Annotated in this window: 19 protein-coding genes; 4 read left to right on the top strand and 15 right to left on the bottom strand. The window is 65.1% G+C overall.

Annotated features, from left to right (window positions below; genetic code table 11):
• Positions 1 to 325: 325 nt before the first annotated feature.
• Positions 326 to 2,665, bottom strand: coding sequence for an NADP-dependent malic enzyme (locus VOM14_RS04425; RefSeq protein WP_327627543.1), 2,340 nt, complete (start codon positions 2,663 to 2,665; stop codon positions 326 to 328).
• A 96-nt stretch (positions 2,666 to 2,761) separates the two neighbouring features.
• Between VOM14_RS04425 and thiL the strand changes: the two genes are divergently transcribed.
• The 4 genes from thiL to VOM14_RS04405 are packed head-to-tail and all read left to right on the top strand — an operon-like array spanning position 2,762 to position 5,380.
• Positions 2,762 to 3,760 carry a thiamine-phosphate kinase gene (gene thiL, locus VOM14_RS04420; RefSeq protein ID WP_327627542.1) on the top strand — a complete coding sequence of 333 codons (999 nt, stop codon included), beginning with the start codon at positions 2,762 to 2,764 and terminating at the stop codon, positions 3,758 to 3,760.
• Positions 3,750 to 4,307, top strand: coding sequence for a phosphatidylglycerophosphatase A family protein (locus VOM14_RS04415; RefSeq protein ID WP_327627541.1), 558 nt, complete (start codon positions 3,750 to 3,752; stop codon positions 4,305 to 4,307). The genes thiL and VOM14_RS04415 overlap by 11 nt, the downstream gene beginning before the upstream one ends.
• Before the next feature lie 28 nt (positions 4,308 to 4,335).
• Positions 4,336 to 4,836, top strand: coding sequence for a CinA family protein (locus VOM14_RS04410; RefSeq protein WP_327627540.1), 501 nt, complete (start codon positions 4,336 to 4,338; stop codon positions 4,834 to 4,836).
• Positions 4,837 to 4,858: 22 nt separating this feature from the next.
• Positions 4,859 to 5,380, top strand: a complete 522-nt coding sequence (locus VOM14_RS04405; protein ID WP_327627539.1) for a cupin domain-containing protein — start codon at positions 4,859 to 4,861, stop codon at positions 5,378 to 5,380.
• Between the two features lie 33 nt (positions 5,381 to 5,413).
• On the opposite strand, the gene pyrF is transcribed toward VOM14_RS04405, so the two are convergent.
• The 14 genes from pyrF to VOM14_RS04335 all read right to left on the bottom strand — a co-directional run bounded on the left by pyrF (position 5,414) and on the right by VOM14_RS04335 (position 21,662).
• Positions 5,414 to 6,229 carry an orotidine-5'-phosphate decarboxylase gene (pyrF, locus tag VOM14_RS04400; protein ID WP_327627538.1) on the bottom strand — a complete coding sequence of 272 codons (816 nt, stop codon included), beginning with the start codon at positions 6,227 to 6,229 and terminating at the stop codon, positions 5,414 to 5,416.
• Between the two features lie 81 nt (positions 6,230 to 6,310).
• On the bottom strand, positions 6,311 to 7,381 hold the full coding sequence (locus tag VOM14_RS04395) for an aldose 1-epimerase (RefSeq protein WP_327627537.1): 1,071 nt from the start codon (positions 7,379 to 7,381) through the stop codon (positions 6,311 to 6,313).
• Positions 7,382 to 7,588: 207 nt separating this feature from the next.
• Positions 7,589 to 8,509, bottom strand: a complete 921-nt coding sequence (locus VOM14_RS04390) for an SMP-30/gluconolactonase/LRE family protein (protein ID WP_327627536.1) — start codon at positions 8,507 to 8,509, stop codon at positions 7,589 to 7,591.
• Positions 8,506 to 9,306, bottom strand: coding sequence for an SDR family NAD(P)-dependent oxidoreductase (locus VOM14_RS04385; protein WP_327627535.1), 801 nt, complete (start codon positions 9,304 to 9,306; stop codon positions 8,506 to 8,508). Before VOM14_RS04385 ends, VOM14_RS04390 begins: the two co-directional genes overlap by 4 nt.
• Before the next feature lie 39 nt (positions 9,307 to 9,345).
• Entirely contained in the window at positions 9,346 to 10,362 is a 1,017-nt protein-coding gene (gene araH, locus VOM14_RS04380; protein WP_327627534.1) for an L-arabinose ABC transporter permease AraH, read from the bottom strand.
• A 54-nt stretch (positions 10,363 to 10,416) separates the two neighbouring features.
• On the bottom strand, positions 10,417 to 11,955 hold the full coding sequence (gene araG, locus VOM14_RS04375) for an L-arabinose ABC transporter ATP-binding protein AraG (protein ID WP_327627533.1): 1,539 nt from the start codon (positions 11,953 to 11,955) through the stop codon (positions 10,417 to 10,419).
• A gap of 182 nt (positions 11,956 to 12,137) precedes the next feature.
• Positions 12,138 to 13,136 (bottom strand): arabinose ABC transporter substrate-binding protein, encoded by a 999-nt coding sequence (locus VOM14_RS04370; RefSeq protein ID WP_327627532.1) that lies wholly within the window; start codon positions 13,134 to 13,136, stop codon positions 12,138 to 12,140.
• Positions 13,137 to 13,273: 137 nt separating this feature from the next.
• A complete protein-coding gene (locus VOM14_RS04365) occupies positions 13,274 to 14,050 on the bottom strand; it encodes an SDR family oxidoreductase (protein ID WP_327627531.1) in 777 nt (258 codons plus the stop codon).
• Positions 14,047 to 14,727: a 2-dehydro-3-deoxy-6-phosphogalactonate aldolase gene (locus VOM14_RS04360; protein WP_327627530.1), complete on the bottom strand. Its 681-nt coding sequence runs from the start codon at positions 14,725 to 14,727 to the stop codon at positions 14,047 to 14,049. Before VOM14_RS04360 ends, VOM14_RS04365 begins: the two co-directional genes overlap by 4 nt.
• A 36-nt stretch (positions 14,728 to 14,763) precedes the next feature.
• The gene (locus VOM14_RS04355; RefSeq protein WP_327627529.1) at positions 14,764 to 15,882 is read right to left on the bottom strand and encodes a 2-dehydro-3-deoxygalactonokinase; all 1,119 of its coding nucleotides are present in this window, start codon (positions 15,880 to 15,882) and stop codon (positions 14,764 to 14,766) included.
• Positions 15,879 to 16,859, bottom strand: coding sequence for an IclR family transcriptional regulator (locus VOM14_RS04350; RefSeq protein ID WP_327627528.1), 981 nt, complete (start codon positions 16,857 to 16,859; stop codon positions 15,879 to 15,881). The genes VOM14_RS04355 and VOM14_RS04350 overlap by 4 nt, the downstream gene beginning before the upstream one ends.
• A 1,016-nt stretch (positions 16,860 to 17,875) precedes the next feature.
• Positions 17,876 to 18,598, bottom strand: a complete 723-nt coding sequence (gene mtgA, locus VOM14_RS04345; RefSeq protein WP_327627527.1) for a monofunctional biosynthetic peptidoglycan transglycosylase — start codon at positions 18,596 to 18,598, stop codon at positions 17,876 to 17,878.
• A gap of 68 nt (positions 18,599 to 18,666) precedes the next feature.
• Complete coding sequence (gene aroE, locus VOM14_RS04340; protein WP_327627526.1) at positions 18,667 to 19,530, bottom strand: shikimate dehydrogenase; 864 nt, start codon at positions 19,528 to 19,530, stop codon at positions 18,667 to 18,669.
• Positions 19,527 to 21,662, bottom strand: a complete 2,136-nt coding sequence (locus VOM14_RS04335; protein ID WP_327627525.1) for a ribonuclease catalytic domain-containing protein — start codon at positions 21,660 to 21,662, stop codon at positions 19,527 to 19,529. Before VOM14_RS04335 ends, aroE begins: the two co-directional genes overlap by 4 nt.
• Positions 21,663 to 21,835: the final 173 nt, after the last annotated feature.

Below are 21,835 nucleotides of genomic sequence, written 5' to 3'. Positions count from 1 at the left end.
TGCTTTGACGACATTTGACAGAATATTTATCGCACTCGGGATAACATTAGCTCAACCAAGCAAAAATCTTGTGGCCCAAGTCTTCCACGAGAAGATTCAAGCGCTAAAGGTCTTTGCGTGGAAGCCTGTTGTTTGCCGTTTTTGGGCGGCTATCCCCTGTTCGCCCTCAGGCGTGCCCATCGCGGGTACGCCTTTTTTTCTCGGACGAACCGAGCCGAGACACGTGTCCGGCGCTGGTCAACGACGCTGGTTATGGTGCTAACCAACGGCGCGAATCAACGGCGCAATCCCACAGGAATCACGCCGCATCGCACTCCATCTGCGCTCAACGCGCAGCGATCACATCCGCAACCAGCAGCGCCGTCATGTTGACGATGCGTCGAACCGTCGCAGAAGCCGTCAGCACGTGCACCGGCTGCGCCGCGCCCAGCAGCATCGGCCCGATGGCGATGTTGTTGCCGGCCGCCGTCTTCAGCAGGTTGTACGAGATGTTGGCCGCGTCGATATTCGGCAGCACCAGCAGGTTCGCGTCGCCTTCGAGCGTCGAGTCGGGCAGGATTTCGCGGCGCAGATTGGCGTCGAGTGCAACGTCGCCGTGCATTTCACCGTCCACCTGCAACTCCGGCGCACGCTCGCGCAGGATAGCGAGCGTATCGCGCATTTTCTGCGCGGTCGGCGCGTGGCTCGAACCGAAGTTCGAGTGCGACACCAGCGCGACCTTCGGCTCGATACCGAAACGGCGCACTTCTTCGGCGGCCATGAGCGTGATTTCGGCCAGTTGCTCAGGCGTCGGATCGACGTTCACGTGCGTGTCGACCAGGAAAATCTGGCGATTCGGCAGGACCAGCGCGTTCATCGCGGCGTAGACACCGCAGCCTTCACGCTTGCCGATCACCTGGTCGATGAAGTGCAGGTGGCGGTGCGTGGTGCTAACCATGCCGCAGATCATGCCGTCGGCTTCGCCCTTTTTCACCAGCATCGCGCCGATCAGCGTGGTGCGGCGGCGCATTTCCAGCTTCGCCATTTGCTGCGTGATGCCCTTGCGCGACATCATTTTGTAATATTCCTGCCAGAAATCGCGGTAACGCTCGTCATGATCCGTATTGACGACCGTGTAGTCCTGCCCCGCGACGAGACGCAGGCCGTAGCGCGCAATGCGTTGCTCGATCACCGCCGGACGGCCGATCAGAATCGGCTTCGCCAGCTTTTCATCGACGATGATCTGCATGGCGCGCAGCACGCGCTCCTCTTCGCCTTCCGCGAACACGATACGCTTCTTCTCCGGCTCCACGCCGCGCGCGAGCTGGAAGATCGGCTTCATCGTCGTGCCGCTGTGATACACGAACTGCTGCAAATGCTGCTGGTACGCTTCCATGTCCTCGATCGGACGCTCGGCCACGCCGGAATCCATCGCAGCCTTCGCCACCGCGGGCGCGACCTTCACGATGAGACGCGGGTCGAACGGCTTCGGAATCAGATATTCCGGACCGAACGAGAGGTCCTGAATGCCATAAGCCGTCGCAACGATGTCGCTCTGCTCCTGGCGCGCCAGTTCGGCAATCGCGTTGACCGCGGCGATTTCCATTTCCCGCGTGACCGTGGTCGCGCCCGCGTCCAGCGCGCCGCGGAACAGGAACGGGAACACCAGCACGTTGTTCACCTGATTCGGGTAATCCGTGCGGCCCGTGCACAACACGGCGTCCGGGCGCACTTCCAGCGCCAGTTCCGGCAGGATTTCCGGCGTCGGGTTGGCGAGCGCCAGAATCAGCGGACGTTCCGCCATCTGCTTGACCATGTCCTGCTTGAGCACGCCGCCGGCCGACAGACCGAGGAACACGTCCGCGCCGCCGATCGCCTCAGCCAGCGTGCGCGCCTCGGTTTCGCGCGCGAAGCGCTCCTTGTCCGGGTCCATCAGCTCGACGCGGCCCTTGTAGACCACGCCGGCCAGATCGGTCACGAGAATGTTTTCGAGCGGCAAGCCCAGATCGACCAGCAGATCCAGACACGCCAGCGCCGCCGCGCCCGCGCCCGAGGCGACCAGCTTCACTTCCTTGATGCTTTTGCCGACCACCTTCAGGCCGTTGGTAACGGCCGCCGCGACGACGATCGCCGTGCCGTGCTGGTCGTCGTGGAAAACCGGAATCTTCATGCGCTTGCGGCATTCCCGCTCGACGATGAAGCAGTCCGGCGCCTTGATGTCTTCCAGATTGATGCCGCCAAAGGTCGGTTCGAGCGCGGCGATCACCTCAACCAGCTTGTGCGGGTCCGATTCGTTCAGCTCGATATCGAACACGTCGATGCCGGCGAACTTCTTGAAGAGGACGGCCTTGCCTTCCATAACCGGCTTGGACGCGAGCGGTCCGATGTTGCCGAGACCCAGCACGGCCGTGCCGTTCGTGACGACGCCGACCAGGTTGCTGCGCGCGGTAAATCGCGCCGCGTTCATCGGATTTTCGACGATTTCCTCGCACGCGAACGCAACGCCCGGCGAGTAGGCCAGCGCGAGGTCGCGCTGGTTGATCATCTGCTTGGTCGGGGTGATCGCGAGCTTGCCCGGCGTGGGAAACTCGTGGTAATCGAGGGCGGCTTCGCGGAGTTTGCTATTGGCGGGAGTCGACATAGGGCGGGCTTCGAAGTGCGGATTAGAATAGACGTTCGACGGCATTGTAGCCCCAATTGCCGGCTCGATTCCTTCAATACGGGTACAACTGCCGCGACTGAAACGTAGCGAAAGGCGGTCGTCCCTGCACTTATTCTCACAATGCTCTCTGAGTTTTCGCTGATCGAACGTTTCTTCGCGCGCCGCGCGGCAGGCCATTTATCGGCCGCTCAGGACGGCTCGCTCGGCATCGGCGACGACTGCGCGCTGCTCGCGCCGCATCCCGGCGAGATGCTGGCCATTTCGACGGACATGCTGGTGGAAGGCCGCCATTTCTTCGCCGATATCGATCCCGAGGCGCTCGGTCACAAGGTGCTCGCCGTCAATCTGTCGGATCTCGCCGCCATGGGCGCGCAGCCGCGGGCTTTCACGCTCGCCTTCGCGCTGCCGAAAGCCGACGAAGCGTGGCTCGCCGCATTCAGCGAAGGCCTTTTTGCACTGGCCGAACGCCACGATTGCGCGCTGATCGGCGGAGATACGACTGGCGGGCCGCTGAATCTGTGCCTCACCGTGTTCGGCAGCGTGCCGCCGCAAGCGGCTCTGCGACGCGACGCCGCACAACCGGGCGACGACATCTGGGTATCCGGCACGCTCGGCGACGCACGCGCCGGCCTGGGCGTGCAGCGCGGCGAATGGATCGTGGAGGCCGGCGACGCCGCCGCGTTTCGCCGCGCGCTCGAACGCCCGGAGCCGCGCGTCGCGCTCGGCCTCGCGCTGCGCGGCATCGCGCGCGCCGCGCTGGACGTGTCGGACGGACTCGCCGGCGATCTGAAGCACATTCTCGATCGCTCGAACGTGCGCGCCACGGTCAACGCCGATGCCGTGCCCCGCTCCGCCGAACTTCGCCGACTGCCGCTCGACACCCAGCGGCGCTGCACGCTCGCGGGCGGCGACGATTACGAACTCTGCTTCACCGCGCCGGCCGCCGCGCGCGACGCCGTGGAAGCCGCCGGCCACAAGGCGGCCGTTCCGGTCACCCGCATCGGTACAATAAGCGCTCTCCAAAACGCGGCGGACCGCCCGGCGATCGACTGGCGCGATGCCGCCGGCGCGCCGCTCACTCTGACGTTGCAAGGCTTCGACCACTTTCATGCAGACTGATCCTCCGCTTCCGCCCGCCGGCAATCTGGTCGGCGGTCAGCCGCCCAAGCCGGAGCGCCCGCAGCCGCGCCGCGCGACCGCGCGCTTCATGCTTTCGCATCCGCTGCATATTCTGTCGCTTGGTTTTGGCAGCGGCTTGTCGCCTTTCGCGCCCGGCACCTTCGGCACGCTGTTCGCGTGGGCCTCGTTCGCCGTGCTGAGCCGCTATCTGACCGTGGTCGAGTGGGGCATTCTGATCGGCGCAGGCTTTGTCGGCGGCATCGCGATTTGCGGCTTTACCGCGCAGAGGCTCGGCACCGACGACCCGTCGCCGGTCGTGTGGGACGAAATCATCGCGTTCTGGCTGGTCATGCTGATCGTCACGCCCGTCACGCTGATGGGCCAATTGTGGGCGTTCATCCTGTTCCGTTTTTTCGACATGGTGAAACCGCCGCCCATCGGCTATTTCGATCGCCGGTTGAAAGGCGGTTTTGGCATCATGTTCGACGACCTCGTCGCCGCGTTTTTCACCTTGCTCGTGATTGCGCTCTGGCGCATGTCCGTTTAACCGCCCCGCCCCGTTCCGGATTGACGCCATGCCTACCGATTCCGTCGTTCACCAGCTCGCGATCCGCGTAAGCAACCGCCTGCGCGACGGGCGCCTGATGCTCGTCACCGCCGAGTCCTGCACGGGCGGCATGGTCGCGACCGCGATCACCGACATTTCCGGCAGCAGCGGCTGGTTCGAGCGCGGCTTCGTCACGTATTCGAATCAGGCGAAAAGCGAAATGATCGGCGTGCCCGCGGACATGATCGAAAGACACGGCGCGGTCAGCGAGCAAGTGGCGCGCGCGATGGCCGAAGGCGCGCTGCGCAACAGCCGCGCGCAGGTGTCGCTGGCGATCACCGGCGTCGCGGGCCCCGGCGGCGGCACCGACACCAAGCCGGTCGGCCTGGTGTGGTTCGGCTGGAGCAACCGGCTGCATACGTCGGTGGAAACCAGGATTTTCAAGGGCGACCGCGAACAGATCCGCGTGCAGGCCGCGGCGCACGCGCTGCGCGGCGTTCTCGCGCTACTTGACGAGCGCGAACATTGATTGCGTGCAAGGCGGAATTCCGATGCGCGATTCGCATGCAGCCCAGGACGAACTGATTCGCCGCTTCGATCTGAAGCCGCACCCGGAAGGCGGATTTTTCAGCGAGACGCACCGCTCGGCGCAGCGCGTGAGCCGCGCCGATGCCTCAAACCCAACGCCCGCGCATTCGGCCTCCACCGCGATCTACTACCTGTTGTGCGACGGCGCGCATTCGGCGTGGCATCGGATCCAGTCCGACGAAGTCTGGCATTTCTACGCGGGCGCGCCGCTTCTCGTGCACATGCTCGATGAGACCGGCGGGCTTGTCACGCACCGGCTCGGCAATGCACTGACGCATCCCGGGACGGTTTTTCAGGCCGTGGTGCCGGCCGGTTGGTGGTTCGCCGCCGAATGCGCGGACCCGGCGACGTTCGCGCTCGCGGGCTGCACCGTCGCGCCCGGTTTCGAATTCAGCGAGTTCGAACTGGCGGATATCGGCGCGTTGCAGGCGCAATTCCCGCGGCATGCCGCGTTGATCGAGCGATTGGGACCGGCGGCCGGTTAAGGCGCCGCCGCCCTGCTTCATTGCCGCGCGCGATCAGCGGAATGCGTTGATCCGGTCGCGCGTTTCCATCGCGGCCCTGGCTGCTGCCTGAGCGAAGTCCTCGCCCTTGCCCGCATAGATGATCGCGCGAGACGAGTTGATCAGCATGCCCGTCCCGTTCGCGGTTCGGCCCGCGCCGACGGTCGCCTGGACATCGCCGCCTTGCGCGCCGATGCCCGGAATCAGCAGCGGCATATCGCCGACAATGCCGCGCACCACTTCGATTTCCTTCGGGAAAGTCGCGCCGACCACGAGACCGAGCTGGCCGCTCGCGTTCCACTTGTCCGCCGCCAGTTGCGCGACGACCTGATACAGCGGCCGCCCGCCCGTCTCCAGGAATTGCAGATCGGAACCGCCCGCGTTCGACGTGCGGCACAACACGATCACGCCCTTGCCTTCGTGCTGCAAATACGGCTCGATCGAATCGAAGCCCATATACGGATTCACGGTCACCGCGTCCGCCTGGTAACGCTCGAACGCCTCGCGCGCGTATTGCTCGGCGGTGCTGCCGATGTCGCCGCGCTTCGCGTCCAGAATCACCGGCAAACCCGGATGATGCGCATGAATGTGGGCGATCAGCTGTTCGAGCTGGTCTTCCGCGCGATGCGCCGCGAAGTACGCGATTTGCGGCTTGAATGACGACGCATACGGCGCGGCCGCATCGACGATCTCGCGGCAAAAATCGAAAATCGCGTCAGCGCGGCCCGCGAGCGCGCCCGGAAACTTGCTGGGCTCGGGATCGAGGCCGACGCACAGCAGCGAGTCGGTGCGCTGCCAGGCGTCGTTGAGTGTCTGGATGAAATTGGACATGGTGGGTCTCGCGGCGAGCCGGTAATCGGAAGAGGCGCGTATTTTACCCGTCCCGCGTGGCCGCCTGCCGCGCCCGCGCCGCTACTGCCGGCGCCGCGATCCTCGCGCACCCGGCATGGAACGCAAACCGGTCCGCTCTACGGCGAAGCGGAAGCTGCGCGTGAGGCGCTCGCCGCGTCCCAGCAGCGTCATGCCGTTTTCGGATGCGCCGCCGGCCAGATTCATCGCGTTGATCGGATGATCCACCGGCTCGAAGCAGAAGAAATCTTCGCCGGGCGGCGTGTAGAGCACGTAGTAATCGGTGTCGGCGGCAATGTTCAGCGACAGCCGGCGCTTCGGCCACACCACCGCCGCCTGCCCGCTCCAGCCCGTGAACGCGTGATTGACGATGGTGTCCGGCAGCGGATACGCCACGCCGAACTGCCACGCGGGCGGCGCCTGCACGTGGCGCACCGGCAGCCAGTCGTCGCCGGCGAGCCAGAGACCGCCCGCCGCCGCCGACAGCTCCGTATCCGCGTCGCGCACGAAAAACGGATGCACGCCGAGCCCGAAAGGCAACGCCTCGCGGCCCGCGTTCTCGATTTCGAGCGTGATGACGAGCGTCGGGCCGTCCAGCTTGTAGGTCTGTGCCGCGCGAAACGCGTAGGGCTTGCCGTCGCGGCGGTCGAGCGTCAGGCGCACATTTTCGCGGTCCGAATCGACGACTTGCCACGCGGATTGCCAGCCGTCGCCATGAATGGGAAACGGTTCGTCGGCGCAATTACGCGGCACGTCCACACGCCGCCCCGCGATATTGAAATAACCGCCGCCGATGCGATTCGAATACGGCAGCAGCGGATAGCAGGCGAGTTCGTTCGGTTGCGTGTCGGCGGCGACATGACGGCAACGCCGGAAAATCGGCGTGAGCGCGCCGTCGTCGCGCCAGTCGAAACGCGTGATGCCGCCGCCGAGCGTCGGCGCCACGTCGAGGCGCAAATGCGCATTCGCGAGCGTGATGCACGCGACGTCGCCAGCCGGCGCTTCGCCGACCGCCACCGCCGACGTGCTCGGCCCGGGCAGCACCGGATTGGCCGCCGCCGCGAGCCGCGAGCGCCGGCTCTGCGTGCTGGGGGAAGTCTGGGACGAGGCGGAAACAAGATTCGCAACAGTCATATCTGGCTCCTTCGAGAGGCTTGGGACGTTGCCGTCATGGCTCACGGATGCTGCCGGGCGATTTTCTTGAAACCGGTCGCCTCTGGTCCGAACTCTGCGTGTTACCGATTTATACCGCGGGTTGGCTGGGTTTTACTGCCGATCATCGCGACAATCGCTTCCGATGCTTTCACTGCGTCATCTCGCACGAAGCAGCGTCATTCTGCGCTACGCCGGCGCGCCGAGAAACACCGGCTCCGGCAAACCGCGCCGGCCGGGCGTGGCAATGAACACGCCGCCCGCGCGCGAATCGCCGGCCAGCGCGGCTGCGTCGAGACCGATGCGCGCGCTCGTGATGTACAGCGTGCCAAGTTGCGCGCCGCCCAGCGCGACGCAGCTCGGCTGCACGGTCGGCACATCGACGCGCTCCGTTTCGACGCCGTCCGCGCCGTAACGCACGACGCGCGCGCCGCCCCACTGTGCATTCCACACACCGCCGTCGCGATCGACGGTCGAGCCGTCGGGCTCGCCGCTCGCGTCGGTGAGGCGCGTGAACAACCGGTCGTTGGCGATGCCGCCGTCCGCGAGATAGTCGCACGCGCGGATTTCACGCGTCGGCGAATCGCAGTAGTACATCGTGGCGCCGTCCGGACTGAACGCGATGCTGTTCGAAATAGCCGGCGCGGGCAGCGGCAAACGCTCCAGCGACAAATCGTGATTCAGCCGGTAAAAGCCGCCAACCGGCCGCACCGGCGAGCCTTCGTCTTTCGTGCCGAACACGAAGCGCCCCTGACGATCGCAGCGGCCGTCGTTCACGCGCATATTCAGAGCCTGCTCGACATCGACGATGCGGCGCGTCTTGCCCGTCGCCAGATCGAAAAAGGCGAGATGCGAGGCGAGGCCGAGCAGCAGGTAATGCGGGTCGGCGCATAGCGCAAACGTGGCGAGACGCTCGGGCATCGTCCAGAACGTGCTGCGGCCGTCGCCCGGGTCGTGGCGCCACAGGCGCGCGCCTTCAATATCCGTCCAGTAGAAGCGGCCGGTTTTCGCGCACCACGTCGCGCCTTCGCCGAGCGTGCATTTGCTGTCGATCAGCAGCGCCGCGCGCGGCGTGCGCAGAGTCGTGCGCAAACCAGCGCTCGCCGTCACGCCCAGCCTCCATCCACGACGATGTCCTGCGCGGTGATCATGCGGCTGTCGTCGGCGGCGAGGAAAAGCGCCATGCGCGCCAGGTCGGCGGGCTCCAGTTCCGCGTCGATGCACTGCCCTTCCTTGATCTGACGGCGGCCCTCGTCGTCGAGCCACAAACGCTTCTGCTTGTCCGTCATCACCCAGCCCGGCACCAGCGTATTCACGCGGATGTCGAAGTGCCCGAGATCGCGCGCGAGACCGCGCGTCAAACCCTGCACCGCCGATTTCGACATCACGTACACCGGATAGCCGCCATTTTTCAGCATCCAGCTGATCGAGCCGAGGTTGATGATCGAGCCGCTCCTCGCGGCCTTCATGTCGTCCATCACCGCCTGCGCCGCGAAAAACTGATGCCGGATATTCACCGCGATGCCCGCGTCGAAGAACTCGCGCGTGACTTCGCCGATCGTATGACGCCGGTCGTTCGCGGCGTTGTTCACGAGCACCTGAATCGGGCCGAGCGCGCCTTTGACGTCGGCGATCGCTTTTTGCAGCGCGTCGATGTCGGTCAGATCGCACGGCAGAAACAGCGGCTTGTGCTTCGAGTCGCCGAGTTCGTCGGCGAGCGCTTCGCCCGCCGTCGCGTCGATATCGAAGAACGCGATGCGCGCGCCTTGCGCCGCGAAATGCTCGACGAACGATGCGCCGATGCCGGTCGCGCCGCCCGTGATCAACACCGTGCGATCGGCGAGACTCGGATAGCGCGCGAAAGTGTGGTTCGCGAGACGCTCGTTTGCGTTGGCCGGAGACGACATCGTTCGATTCCTTTTTGGGCGAAGTGAAATGAGCCTGGCTTAGTCCCGCGTTCCGCGGTTCTTCAACTGGTCGAGCAGCACGGCGGCGAGCAGGATCGCGCCGCGCACGAGGTATTGATAGAACGCGTCGATGTTCATGAGGTTCATCACGTTCTCGACCGTGCCCATGATCAGCACGCCGATCACGACGCCGGAGATCGTCGCGCGTCCGCCGAGCAGCGACACGCCGCCGAGCACGCACGCCGAAATCACGTTCAGCTCGAAGCCTTCGGCCGCGTTCGGCTGACCCGACGTGATGCGCGACGCGAGAATCACACCCGCGAGCGCGGTCACCGCGCCTTGAATCAGGAAGATGTAGACACGCGTGCGTTCCACATTGATCCCCGCGAGCCGCGACGCCTCGGGATTGCCGCCGATGGCCAGCGTATTGCGCCCATACACGGTCTGATTGAGCATCACGCCGAACACGATGAAGCACAGGAGCGTGACCCAGATCGGCAGCGACACGCCGAAAAAGCTCAAGCCGCCCAAGGCGATGAACGTATCCGACGACACGCCCACGGCCTGGCCATGCGACACGATAAAGCCGAGGCCGCGCACGATTTCCATCGTCGCGAGCGTGGTGATCAGCGCGTTGATCCGCAGATACGCGATCACCGCGCCGTTGACGAAACCGATCAACGCGCCCGCCGCCACCGCCGCAATGATGGCGATAAACGTGTTGTTCGTCGCGTTGAGCACCATCGCGCACAACACGCCGGCGAACGCGACGGTCGAACCGACCGAGAGGTCGAAGTCGCGCGAGGCCAGACAGAACATCATCGTGCACGCGACCATGCCGATCTGCGAAATGGACAGCGCGAGGCCGAGCATGTTCTCGATCGAGAAGAAGTGATCGACGGTCAGCGACATCGTCAGGAACATCACCACGAAGATCAGGATCAGGCTGTACTCGGTGATCTGCTGCCACCATTTCGCCTTGTCGCTCGTCTGCGGAATCAGCGCTTCGGCGGCGCTTTTGGCGGCCTGTTGCGCGAGGTTTTCTCTAGCTTGCATGTTGAAGACTCCTCCCGTTCCCCACGGGTTGCCGGACTTTCGTCCAGATGATGTTCAGGCCGCCTGTTGGGCGGCGGTTCCGGTTCCAGGCAGCGCGGTCGAGCTTTGCGGCAACGCGAGGCTCAACACCGCCTGTTCGTTCGCGTCCTTGCGCGCCAGCTCGCCGGAAATGCGGCCCTGACGCATCACGACGATGCGGTCGGACACGCCCAGCACTTCCGGCAGTTCCGACGAGATCATCACGATCGCGCAGCCGCGTTCGGCGAGCTGATAGATCACGTTATAGATTTCGTGCTTCGCGCCGACGTCGATGCCGCGCGTCGGTTCGTCGAGAATCACCACTTTCAGATCGGGTTCGGCGAGCCAGCGCGACAGAATCGCTTTCTGCTGATTGCCGCCCGACAGAAAGCGGATTTTCTGGCGGCGGCTCGGCGTCTTGATCTTCAGCAGCTTGATGAAACGGTCGGCGGTGTCGGCTTCTTTCTTGCGGTCGAGGAACACGCCGCCACGCAGATAATGGCGGCGGCAACTAATGTTGATGTTTTCCGACACGGTCGCCATCGCGACGATGCCTTCTTCCTTGCGGTCTTCCGGGCACAGCACGATGCCGTGACGAATCGCTTCGCCCGCGCTCCTCACCTTGACCGGCTTGCCGTCGAGCAGCAGTTCGCCGCCCTTCTTGTGATCGGCGCCGTACACCAGATGCATCAGTTCGCTGCGGCCCGCGCCCACGAGTCCGAAGAAGCCGACGATCTCGCCGCGCCGCACCTCGAAACTGGCCGGCTGTGCGAGCGCGTGGCCTTCGATCGCCTTCGCCGCGAAGCGCACTTCGCCGAGCGGCCGCGGCGAATAGTTGTAGATATCCGAAATTTCACGCCCGACCATTTCACTGACGATGGTGTCGCGCGACACGCCTTCGAGCGTCGCGTGCGAGGCGACCTTGCGTCCGTCGCGAAAGATCGTGCACGCGTCGCACAGTTCGTAGATCTCGTCCATGCGATGCGAGATGTAGATCATCGCGCGATTGTCGGCGCGCAGATCGCGCACCAGCTTGAACAGCACTTCCGTCTCGCGATGCGACAGCGAGCTTGTCGGCTCGTCGAGCGCGATCACGCGCGCGTTGCGCAACAGCGCCTTGCAGATTTCCACCATCTGCCGTTGCGCGATGGAAAGCTTGCGCAGCTTCGCGTTGGGATCGAGCGCCACGCCCATCGCTTCGAGACGCTCGCGCACGAAGCGCTTCGCGTCGCGCTTGTTGACCCAGCCGAACGAGTTCGGCAACTGGCCGAGCAGCAGATTTTCCGCGACCGTCAGATCGGGCACGTATTGCAGTTCCTGGTGAATCACCGCGATCCCGGCCGCAATCGACGAAGCCGCGCTCGTGAAGCGCACTTCTTTTTCGTCGATCATCACGCGGCCCGAGTCGGGCTGATATTCACCGCCGAGTATCTTCAGCAGGGTCGATTTCCCTGCGCCGTTCTCGCCCATCAGGCCGTGCACCTGGCCGACGTTGACGTCGAAGGACACACCGTCGAGCGCGCGCACGCCTGGAAAGACCTTGCCGATATTGTCAAAACGTAGCGTCGCTGACACTTCGCCTCCGTTCCCATGCAGATTGTTGCTGTTTCATGTGAGCCGCGCGCAGTCGCGCCCGGCTGTCTGTCTCAACTGCTCGTCTTTTATTGCTGCTGCCGGCGCGTTGGCCCGCGTGAACGCGGAACACGACGCGCCGGCAGTCCACTTCAGGGCGCGGCGATGAAGAGACGCCCGCGCGCTTACTTCGAGGCGAGGCCCATCTTTTCGCGGACTTCGCCGACGTTCTCACGCGTGGCCAGCATGCCGGTCGTCAGCGTGAGCGCGGGCGGCGCCTTGCCTTGCGTGATCCAGTCGTACATCAGCGTCGAGGTTTCCTCGCCGTGGCGCTTCGGGCTGATGATGACCGTGCCGAAGAAGCCGGTCGGATTCGGCTTCTTGAACTCGTTCAACGCCGAGTCCGAACCGCCGATGCCGATGCCGATCATGTTGTCCGTCTTGAAGCCGCGGCCTTCCGCTGCGCGCACTGCGCCGAGCACGGCTTCGTCGTTCAGGCCGTAGGCGATCCAGTGCTTGAAGTTCGGGTTCTTCGTCAGCGCGATGTTGGCGGCGTTAAAGGCGTTTTCCGTGTCGGTCTTCGCTTGCGGCGCGGCAATCACGTTGGCTTTCGGGAAGCCGGCGGCGAGGAGCGCGTCGGTTGCGCCGCTCGTGCGGTCATGCGCGGTCGGCAACTGTTCGTAGGTCACGTCGATCGCGCCCACGTCCTTCATGTCCCAGCCGCGCTTCTTGATTTCGGCTGCGAGTCCGTCGCCGACCTGCTTGCCGATGTTGTACGCCGAGATGCCCATGTGCGGCACCGACGCGATCGGCTTGCCCGCGCCGTCCACGAGACGATCGTCCACGGTCATCATCTTCAGGCCGTCGGCCTTCGCCTTCGCGACGATGCCCGGTCCGAGCTTGACGTCAGGCGTGCAGATCACGAAGCCCTGGGCCTTTTGCGCCGACAGGTTGTCGATTGCGCTCATCACCTTTTCGCCCGACGGCGCGCCGATCTTCACGAGCGTGAAGCCCTTCTCCTTGGCCGCGATTTCGGCGAACTTCCATTCGTCCTGGAACCACGGCTCTTCCGGCTGCTTGACGAGGAAGCCGATCTTCACCGGATCGGCGGCCTGCGCGACCGGCGCGTTGAAGAGCACACCCGCCGCCGCCGCTGCCAGCGTGAGGAAAATTCTGCGTTTCATGTTGCGTGTCTCCTGACTAATTGATAACGAGAAGGTATCGGCCGCGTCTTCTTGTACCGGTAATGACACACGCGGCCAGCGCGTCGTCCGGTGAAACGGTGCTGCGTTGTTCTGCGTTCTCTGCTGCCTGGTTTTTTTCAGTCGTGGTACAGCACGGAGCGGCCGCCATCGACGGTGATGCAGGTGGCGTTGATGAACGGCGCTTCATCCGATGCGAGGAACACCGCGGTCATCGCCACTTCTTCCGGGCGGCCGATGCGTTTCATCGGCTGCAAATCGATGGTCGCCTGCCGCGCCGCCGCCGGGTCGGGCTGCTCGTTCCACCAGTCGTGCGTCAGTTGCGTTTCGATATAGCCCGGCGCGATGGCATTGACGCGCACATTGCGCGGCGCGTATTCGATGCCGAGCGCGCGCGTCAGACCAATCACCCCATGCTTCGCGACCGGGTACGGAAAACAGCCCGGAATGATCTTGAACGCATGCGTGGACGCGATATTCACGATGCTGCCCGCGCCGCGTTCGACCATGCCCGGCAACGCCGCGCGGCAACCGTTCCACACGCCGTCGAGATCGACCGCGAAGCAGCGGCGCCAGTCGTCGTCGGTCATGGTGAGCGGGTCGCGGAACACGTTGATGCCCGCGTTGTTCACCAGCACGTCGAGCGGGCCGAGCGCGTCTTGCGCGTCGCTCACCGCGCGCTGCATCGAAGCCGATTGCGTGACGTCGGTATGCACCGCCAGCACGCGCGCGCCGGTTTCCTCACTGATCTGCCGCGCCGTCTGCCGCGCCGTGTCGATGTCCAGTTCAGCCAGCGCGAGCGCCGCGCCCTCGCGCGCGAAGGCGAGCGCGATCGCCGCGCCGATGCCGCGTCCGGCGCCGGTGATCAACGCGACTTTGCCAGCGAGCCGTGTCATTTCTTCGCACCCGCGCGCGCAATGCGCAAACCGTTGATGAACGCCTTCGCGTGCGAAGCCGTCACTGCCGCGCTCTGGCCCGGCTTGTACAGCGCCGAGCCGAGGCCGAAGCCGTTCGCGCCCGCGGAGAGGAACGGTCCCATGTTGTCGGGCGTGATGCCGCCGACCGGCACGAGCGGCACCTGCGCCGCGATCACCGCGCGCCAGGCTTTCACGACCTGGCAGCCGAGCTGTTCGGCGGGGAACATCTTCAGCACGTCGGCGCCGTTTTTCAGCGCGATGAACGCTTCGGTCGGCGTCGCCACGCCGGGCGCGCAGGCCATGCCTTGCGCTTTCGCCGCGCCGACCACTTCGGGATCGCTATGCGGCATCACGATCAGTTCGCCGCCCGCCGACTTCACGTCGTTGACGAACGACGCATGCAGCACCGTGCCCGCGCCGACGATGGCATCCGCGGGCAACACCTTGCGGATCGCGGCGATGCTGTCGAACGGCTGCGGCGAATTCAACGGCACCTCGACGATGCGAAAACCGGCCTCGTACAGCGCCTGGGCGTGATCGGCCGCATCGGCGGGCGTCACGCCGCGCATGATCGCGATCAGCGGACATGCCTCGAAGGCCGCGATCAAACCCGCGTGCGGCATGTACGGAGCGGGCAGATTGATGTGAGGTTGCATGTCGATTCCCTGTTTCGTGGAGGGCGAGCGCGCCGCCTAGCCGGCGCGCGCCGCGTGGGCCGCCGGGTTGACGAGTCCCGCCTGCGAGGCGATGCGCCACAAGCCGCGCTCGGTTGCGTGCCTGACGAGCTTCGCGTCGGTGCAGCCGAATTGCACAAGCGCGACGCGATAGCGCTCGCACAGCGCTTCATTGCCAATGAGACGCAGACTCTGGCCCGCGAGCGAGCTTTGCTGCTGTTCGAGCAGGGCTTCGAGACCCGCCAGTTCGTGGCCGATCAGCAAACCGGACAAATAGTCCGGCTGCTGCTCGCGCGACAGTTCTCCCGTGAGACCGAGCGTGCGCGAACTGAAAACGGTGGCGAGCAAGCCCGCCTGTCCCTTGTTGCGCGCGATATTCACGCCGCGCAAAAATGCTTCGGAATCCGGACGATCTGGCGTCACCATCGTGCGGCCCAGAATCGTGTGTTCGCGCAGTGCGCCGAACACTTCGCCCGTCATGAACGTATGAAATCGTTCGATGCGGCCCGCCTGCACCATCGCCCACTTCGCGTGCGTGCCGGGCAAGCCGATCAGCGCGCGTTGGCCGCTGTTCGTGTCGCCGGCATCCTGACCCAGCGCGCCGAAAATCTGCGTTTCTTCGCCGCGCATCACGTTGGGCAATTCGCCGCGTTGCAGCACGCCGGGCACGATGTGAAGCGTCGCGCCGCACGCCGCCTTCACACGGACAATGCCGGCCGCGAGCGCGTCGGCGCTGGCAGGCGCGTCGACATACGGCGCCTCGACCCAGCCTTGCGCGCTGCCGACCATGCCCGCCGCCACGACCGGCGCACCCGGCGCGGCGTCGAGCCACGCGCCGCAGGCGTCTTCGAAGGCGGCGTCGAAACCGCCCTCGCCGGCGCCGCGCGGCAGGTTCATGATGCCGGCCGTCGAGGCGCGCGTCCCCAGCACGTTGCCGGACGCGTCGTACAGATACGCGCGCAGCGAGGTGGTGCCCCAGTCGAGCGCGATCAGCGCTGCCAGCGGCGCTTGTGGCGTGTGTGCCGCTTGTGGCGTGTGTGTCGCTTGTGCCGCCTGCACGTCTGCGTCGGCGGTGACCTCAGGCGCGCCCGCCGCGAGACGGTGGTCCGATGGTGTGGGAGAACCCGCCTGTTTCATCGCTTGATCCTGCGAGTGGTGGGTTGCGGAGCGCGCCAGCCGAGTTCTTCCGAGATCGCGCGCGCTTCGCGCTGCACGACCGGGATCAGTTCGTCCATGCGTTCGAGCGGCATGTACGGAATCGTGCTCGCCACCGACAGCGCCGCGACGATCGCGCCGGACGCGTCGCGCACCGGCGCCGCGACACAGCGAATCGACACTTCGTTTTCTTCGAGGTCGAAGGTGTAGCCGCCGGCGCCGTAGTTCGTCATGCGCTGCATGAAGGTCTGCGCGTCGGGGCGGTTGTCCGGCTTGAACGTGACGCCGGCGAGCGCACGCCGCGATGCTTCGAAGAGCGACTGCCACTGCTCGGGCGCGAGGTCGAGCATCATGGCCTTGCCGATACCCGTCGACGCGAGCGGCATCCGGTGACCGACGCGCGAGCGCATTTCGAGGCCGCGTGTGCCGGGAATCTTGTCGATGTAGAGGACGTCGTCGCCGTCGCGCACGCCGAGGTGAATCGTGTCGAGCGTCTGTTCCGCGAGCGATTCGAGATGCGGGCGCGCGACCGCCGTGAGCGGCATCTGTTCGAGCGCGATGGTGCCGAGTTCGATCAGTTTCGGCCCGAGCAGATAACCGCCTTGCACCTGCCGCAGATAGCGCGCCTGCACGAGGCTGCTCACCAGCCGATGCGTGGTGCTGCGCGTCGTGCCGAGCGCGGCGCCGAAGGTGCGCAGATCGCGCACGCCCGCGGCGGCGGCTTCGAGAATCGCGAGACCGCGCAGGAGCGTCTGGGTGCCGGCTTGCTGCGGCGTGATGTCGAGCAGCGTGCTCGGCAGCGCGATTTCATTGACGAGCGCGGGTTGAGCAGCGGCGCGCGGCGCTTTCGCGGCGGCGGCGGGCGCCGTGCGCGGCGCGGCGCTCGACCCATGATCGGCGCGGGGCGCCAGTTCGGCTTCGGCCGGGCTCTCGGCGTGGTTAGGCATCGCTTTGTTCATGGCGATTCGCTTTTGGATGATTTTTGCGCTTACAGCGCGGGACCGGAGAGCGGGCCTTGGCCTTGAGTGCGCGCGATAGCGCGGGCGCGGGGGTGCTGCCTGATAGCCGTGTTGGGCATGGCTTGTCTCCAGGTTTTTTGCTTGTGCAGGATGTGTTTCTGCTTTGTTGGAGTGGATTGTAGGGCGGTTTTTGAGAAAGCTCCAATATGTGATTTGCGTGGTCAGATAATGGGATTTTTTGGTTGCCGTGGCTTGGGGTTTGGGTTGGGCTTTTTGGCTCTTTGGTTTTTTGGCTTTTGGCGTTTTCTTTTGTTTGTGGTCTATTGGGGTTGCCCCTGCGCGGGGCGGCACTCACTTTCTTTGCGGCCGCAAAGAAAGTAAGCAAAGAAAGCGGCTCACACCGCCAGCTTATAAGCGGGTCCCCTGGCCTGGAGTGGCCCGTGGCCCATCTGGAATCAGTGTCCTCGCGCACTCCGCGTTCGTGACAAGACTGTCATGCTTCCCGCCTCGCACTGCGTGCTCGCCGGAAGGGCCGCTCCTCGACCTATGGCTTCGTTTTGGTCTTTTGGGGCCATCGGCTTCGCCTCGGCGAGGAGCCGGAGGTGGCCGTGGGCTTTAGCGTGGGGAGCTTAATGGCGCGCGGTCGGGCGCGCGCCGACCGCGCGGCGGTCGTGGCCGAGCAATGGTTTTGAGGAACGACCGTTGCGGCGCGCGCAGCGCCGCCGGAAGAATGACGGCCTTGTCACGAGCGTGGAGTGCGCGAGGACATTGATTCCAGATGGGCCACGGGCCACTCCAGGCCAGGGGACCCGCTTATAGGCTGGCGGTGTGAGCCGCTTTCTTTGCTTACTTTCTTTGCGGCCGCAAAGAAAGTGAGTGCCGCCCCGCACAGGGGCAACACCAATAGACCACTAAGAAAAGAAAATACCAAAGAACAAAAGAGGCCAAAAACCCAAAGGCAAAAGGCAAAAGGCAAAAGGCAAAAAAACCCGCGACAACAGAAAGCCCCCGCAGGCTTATTGCGGCAACTCCGCCGCCCCCATCCTGCGAGCAATCACCCGCGACCTCTGCGCGAGATACCCCGACCCGCGATGCTCATCGAAATACCTCGGCTGCGGCAGCATCACCGCCAATCGCGCCGACTGCGCCGCCGTCAACTTGCTGGCCGACGTCCGGTAGTAATAACGCGCCGCCGCCTCGGCGCCATAAACCCCGTTGCCCCACTCAACCGAGTTCAGATAGATCTCGAAGATCCGCTCCTTGTCCATCAAGAACTCGAGCATCCACGTAATAATCAGCTCCTGCCCTTTGCGGATATAACTCTTCTCACGCGATAAAAAGAGATTGCGCGCCAACTGCTGCGTGATCGTCGAGCCGCCCCGAACGATCTTGCCCTTCGCCTTGTTGCGCTCCCAGGCCTGCAAAATCGCGTCGGTTTCGTAGCCGTTGTTATTGACGAAATTCGCGTCCTCGGAGGCGATGATCGCGCGCTTCAGGTTGCGCGAAATCTGCTCGTACGGCGCCCACGTGCGCTGCACGGAAAGATCCGGCCGCTCCTGCGACAAACGCCATGCGTCCGAGCGCATGAACGCCGTCGAGCGCGGATTGACGTAGTTCCAAACCGCAATCTGCGCGAAGTAAAACACTTGCGTCGCAAACCACGCGAAGACAAGCACCGCGACCGCATAAACGATCCATCGCGCCGGACCCGGCCGGCTCGCGCGCCGCGCTGTTGTCATCGTGCTGTCAGTCCTGAGGTCGGTATCCGGAGAGTCGTTCGTCGGGCGAAGCGCACGTCAGGCGTGCTTCAAGCGTGGGATGGCGCGCTCAGCAGCGCGCGCAATTCCGCCAGCACAGGCGCGCCGTCGGGCCGCACGCCGCGCCACACGTAGAACGATTCCGCCGCCTGCTCGACCAGCATGCCGAGACCATCGGCGCCGCGCGCGCCGAGCTTGCGCGCGTGCTCCATGAACACCGTGGGATGCGCGCCGTACATCATGTCGTAGGCGAGCGTGCCGCCGCCGAACGCGCGGTCGTCGCATTCGGGCAACGACGCCTCAAGACTGCCCGCCGTCGCGTTGACGATCACGTCGTATGCGCCTGGCTCGATCGCACGCGCATTGCCGCCGCTCAGGCGGCACGCGGCCTCGCTCGCGGCTTGCGCGAACTGCTCGACCAGCGCCTCGGCCTTCGCCGCCGTCCGGTTGACAATGGTCAGCGTGTGCGGCGCGCGATCGAGCATCGGCAACACCACGCCGCGCGCGGCGCCGCCCGCGCCGAGCAACAGAATGCGCGCGCCCTTCAGCGACACGCCCAGATTCACCTCGATGTCGCGCACGAGCCCGAAGCCGTCGGTGTTGTCGCCGTAGACGCCGTTCGCGTCGATGCGCAACGTATTCACCGCGCCCGCCGCAGCCGCGCGCGGCGACAGGTGATCGGCAAAAGCGTGGGCGTCGAGCTTGAACGGCACGGTCACATTGAGCCCGCGACCGCCGGCTTCGACAAACGCGCGCACGTGCGGCACGAAAGCGTCCACTGGCGCAAGCAGCGCGCCGTACTCGACCGGCTCGCCGGTCTGCGCGGCGAAGCGCCCGTGTATGAACGGCGACTTGCTATGGCCGATCGGATTGCCGATCACCGCATAACGGTCTTTCATGTCTGCCCCGCTCATCGTCCCGGTTCCGTGATGTGCTGCCCGGCGTCCGCCGCGCTCGCACTGTCGCCTTCGTTTTCGTTTTCGTTTTCCGACGCGCTTTCGTTTTCCGACGCGCTTTCGGCATCCGCTTCGGCATCCGCTTCGGCTTGCGCCTCGGCTTCGCTTCCGGCGCTTTCATCGGACGCATCGACGATGTCCTCTTCGCCTTCGTCAACTTCTTCGGCTTCGCCGCTCGTGACGGTCGGCGCGTCGAGCACATGCAGAAGTCGCACCGACGCCTCGATGGTCAGTTCGTCGATCGACATCACTTCCATTTGCAGGCGCGTGCCGCGCGCATGCACGCCGAGGCCCGGCACGTGCAGCAGTAGCGGAATTTCTTCGAGCCGCACCAGGTCGCCCTTCACGACCGACGCCACCACCTGCTTGCGATTTTCCTGCTTGAGCCAGCGCAAACACCAGAAATATTCCATGCGCCGCTGATGATCGGCGTACGCGCTGTAGGTATCGTCGAAACCTTGCACGACGGCGAACAGATCGGCGTCTTTCGGCTTGAACGGCGCGGCCAGTTTGGCCGTCACACCATGCTGCACGCACGCGAGCAACTGCCACTGGTTCACGAGGTCGACGTATCGGCGCAGCGGCGACGTGCTCCACGCATATTGCGCGACGCCGAGCCCTTCGTGCGGCGCCGCGTTGGTCTGCATGCGCGTGCGCTTCGGCCCGCTCGGCGCGCCGAACGCGCGCTGCGTGCGATAGATGCCCGGCACGCCGTGGTCGTGCAGGAACGCGCCCCACGACGAGTTCGCGAGAATCGCCAGCTCGGCGACGATCGTATCGAGCGGCGAACCGCGGCGGCGCGGCGTGATCGTGATGTGCTCGCCGTCCACGTAAAAATTGAAGTCGGTATTGCGCTGCACTTCGCGGCGCAAACCATAACCGGCCCGCGCGGCCTGACGCTTCTCGAACAGCGCCTGCGCGAACGGCCACAACACGGCGATGTCTTCCTTGTGCGGATACTCGCCCGTGCCGGCGGCGAGCGCTTCTTCGGTGACGAGTTCGTCGAGCGTGTTGTGACGCAGATTATTCTTCACGAACACGCGCTCGGCGCGCGTTTCGCTCGCGACGATGTCCTGCGTCTCTCGATTCACGATCACATACAGCGACAGCGCCGGGCGCAAGCCGCCTTCGGCGAGCGTGAACGCATCGACGACGCTGTCGGGCAGCATCGTGATCTTGTCGCCCGGCATGTAGACGGTCGACAGACGCGTGCGCGCGATCGCGTCCACGTCGTCGCCGCGCTGAATGCCGAGCGCCGGCGCGGCAATGTGCACGCCGATCCGCACGCGGCCGTCCGAGAGATGCTCGACGGAAAACGCATCGTCGATTTCGGTGGTCGTGATGTCGTCGATCGAGAAGGCCTGCACGGCGGCTTCGGGCAAATCCTCAGGCAGGCTGCCGGGTGTGACCGCCTGAAAACCGGTGCCGTGCGGGAAAAACTCCGACAGGAATCTGGCCTCGTGCAGCGCGCGCGCAGACGGAATCGCGCCGCATTCGAGCATCAGACGCGCCTGCGAAATGCCGCGCGCGGCGGCCGCCGCTTCGAGCGCCTTGTACTCGATCGTGTTCTTGTCGGGCCTCGTGAGCAACGCGAGCGCGGTCTTGCCGGCCAACGCCTCGGGCAGGCGGCCCGCCTTCAGTTCCTCTTCGTAGCCTTGCTGCACGAGCGCCTGCTGGCGTTTGCGCTCAAGGCCCGCGAGCGCCATCTTCAGTTGCTCCTGCGGCGCGCGCTGATACATGCCGCGACCCTTGCGGCGGAAATAGACCGGCGCGCCGTGCATGCGCAGCACGAGCGCCGCGCGTTCGGTCGGGCCGAAGCCGTCGCCGAAATATTCCGCGCCGAGCGCGGCGAACGGAAATTCGTCGTCGGGCGCGCATTCCCACAGGAAGTCCAGGTCGATTTCCTGCGCGAGCGCGTCAGCCTGCTGCATCAGTTCAGCCGCGCCCGGCTTGTCGAACTCGATCAGCACGTCTTTCGCGCGCACCTTGGCGCGCCGGCCGCCCGGCAACTCGACCTGAAACGCGTCGCCCTGGCGCGACAGCACGCTGCCTGCCTTGAAACTGCCCGATTCCTCGAAGAAAACGTTCACTCAATACTCTCGTCTGACTTGCATGCGCCGGCGTGCGCGGCACGGCAACGTGTTCGTGATAATGGACCGCCGCGCGCGACGCGCGCTTGCGGCATGAATCTGATGACCGGCGGCACTTTCGCCGCCGCGCGGGCCCGCTTGCAGGCCCGCATGGGATCTGTCCCCCGCGTTTC

Origin of the sequence: Paraburkholderia sp. MPAMCS5 (genome assembly GCF_036016995.1) — a bacterium.
In the GTDB taxonomy this organism is placed as follows: domain Bacteria; phylum Pseudomonadota; class Gammaproteobacteria; order Burkholderiales; family Burkholderiaceae; genus Paraburkholderia.
The sequence above is the reverse complement of the archived record's forward strand: the minus strand, read 5'-3'. Positions and strand labels throughout refer to the sequence as shown.

What these genes read in the sequence shown, in the direction of transcription:
- VOM14_RS04425 (WP_327627543.1), bottom strand. Translation starts at nt 2,665, where the DNA reads ATGCCGTCGAACGTCTATTCTAATCCGCACTTCGAAGCCCGCCCTATG.
- thiL (WP_327627542.1), top strand. Translation starts at nt 2,762, where the DNA reads ATGCTCTCTGAGTTTTCGCTGATCGAACGTTTCTTCGCGCGCCGCGCG.
- VOM14_RS04415 (WP_327627541.1), top strand. Translation starts at nt 3,750, where the DNA reads ATGCAGACTGATCCTCCGCTTCCGCCCGCCGGCAATCTGGTCGGCGGT.
- VOM14_RS04410 (WP_327627540.1), top strand. Translation starts at nt 4,336, where the DNA reads ATGCCTACCGATTCCGTCGTTCACCAGCTCGCGATCCGCGTAAGCAAC.
- VOM14_RS04405 (WP_327627539.1), top strand. Translation starts at nt 4,859, where the DNA reads ATGCGCGATTCGCATGCAGCCCAGGACGAACTGATTCGCCGCTTCGAT.
- pyrF (WP_327627538.1), bottom strand. Translation starts at nt 6,229, where the DNA reads ATGTCCAATTTCATCCAGACACTCAACGACGCCTGGCAGCGCACCGAC.
- VOM14_RS04395 (WP_327627537.1), bottom strand. Translation starts at nt 7,381, where the DNA reads ATGACTGTTGCGAATCTTGTTTCCGCCTCGTCCCAGACTTCCCCCAGC.
- VOM14_RS04385 (WP_327627535.1), bottom strand. Translation starts at nt 9,306, where the DNA reads ATGTCGTCTCCGGCCAACGCAAACGAGCGTCTCGCGAACCACACTTTC.
- araH (WP_327627534.1), bottom strand. Translation starts at nt 10,362, where the DNA reads ATGCAAGCTAGAGAAAACCTCGCGCAACAGGCCGCCAAAAGCGCCGCC.
- VOM14_RS04370 (WP_327627532.1), bottom strand. Translation starts at nt 13,136, where the DNA reads ATGAAACGCAGAATTTTCCTCACGCTGGCAGCGGCGGCGGCGGGTGTG.
- VOM14_RS04365 (WP_327627531.1), bottom strand. Translation starts at nt 14,050, where the DNA reads ATGACACGGCTCGCTGGCAAAGTCGCGTTGATCACCGGCGCCGGACGC.
- VOM14_RS04360 (WP_327627530.1), bottom strand. Translation starts at nt 14,727, where the DNA reads ATGCAACCTCACATCAATCTGCCCGCTCCGTACATGCCGCACGCGGGT.
- VOM14_RS04355 (WP_327627529.1), bottom strand. Translation starts at nt 15,882, where the DNA reads ATGAAACAGGCGGGTTCTCCCACACCATCGGACCACCGTCTCGCGGCG.
- VOM14_RS04350 (WP_327627528.1), bottom strand. Translation starts at nt 16,859, where the DNA reads ATGAACAAAGCGATGCCTAACCACGCCGAGAGCCCGGCCGAAGCCGAA.
- mtgA (WP_327627527.1), bottom strand. Translation starts at nt 18,598, where the DNA reads ATGACAACAGCGCGGCGCGCGAGCCGGCCGGGTCCGGCGCGATGGATC.
- aroE (WP_327627526.1), bottom strand. Translation starts at nt 19,530, where the DNA reads ATGAGCGGGGCAGACATGAAAGACCGTTATGCGGTGATCGGCAATCCG.